General features: G+C 65.2%; 2 protein-coding genes. Both read left to right on the top strand.

What is annotated here, in order from left to right:
- Window positions 1-82: PLP-dependent transferase (locus EN914_RS36905; protein WP_164779239.1), on the top strand; the 82-nt coding region annotated here is incomplete at its 5' end.
- Between the two features lie 332 nt (window positions 83-414).
- Window positions 415-873 (top strand): AraC family transcriptional regulator (locus tag EN914_RS36895; protein WP_206527344.1); only part of this gene is annotated, 459 nt, incomplete at its 3' end.

The following is an 873-nucleotide window of genomic DNA, read 5'->3' as shown; positions in this document are numbered from 1 at the left end:
GGATTCGCTGGTAAGGTTGTCGGCGGGGATCGAGGATGGCGATGATCTGATTGCGGATCTGGAGCAGGCGCTGGCGGGCTAGAAGCTCAATCAACTTGCAACTTCAGCGTTGCCCCTCATCGCCCTGCCTTGGCTCCTTTCCTTTCCCTCCGGAGGGGAGAGAGGTGGCTCGGCGAAGCCGAGACGGAGTGGGGAAGGCGTTCGCAGACGCGCAGTCGCCGCAAGACAGGCACAATCTGACGAGCAAGAGACCTCAGGCGCGCGGCGAGGGTCGACCCCCACTCCGTCGAGCTTCGCTCGACACCTCTCCCCCGATCGACGGGGGAGAGGAAGGGCAAGGGGCGGCGCCGACGTCTCATGATGATGGACCGGCCAATTGACCCCGAACCCCATCTGCCCGAAATGTAGCGCCCCATGGCCACGCGCGAACCACCCAAGCCCACTGAACCCCTCACTTTCGCCGTGCTGGTGTTCCCAGGTTTTCCGATGATGGCGTTCAGCTCGGTCATCGAGCCGCTGCGCGCCGCCAATGTCCTGGCGAAACGGCAATGCTATCGCTGGATCATCGTCGGCGGCACGAAAGGTGCGGTCGAGGCGTCGAACGGCGTCGTCATCCAGCCGGGCTTTTACGCCGAGGATGCGCCGAAGGTCGACCGCATCGTCGTCTGCTCGGGCGGCGATGCCGATCACCTCGTCGCCGAGGACGCTGCACACTGGATCCGCAAGAGCCTGCGCAATGGCGCCCATATCGGTGCGGTGGCGGATGCCGCGTTCTTCCTGGCGCGCGCCGGCCTGCTCGACGGCCATGCCTGCACCTTGCACTGGACCAGCCAGGCCGCCTTCACCGAAGCCTTCCCCAACATCGAGCTCAGG

It is taken from the genome of Mesorhizobium sp. M7A.F.Ca.CA.001.08.2.1, from assembly GCF_003998455.1.
Lineage (GTDB): Bacteria > Pseudomonadota > Alphaproteobacteria > Rhizobiales > Rhizobiaceae > Mesorhizobium > Mesorhizobium ciceri.
Note: the sequence above shows the minus strand (reverse complement) of the source record. Positions and strands in the feature narration are given on the sequence as shown.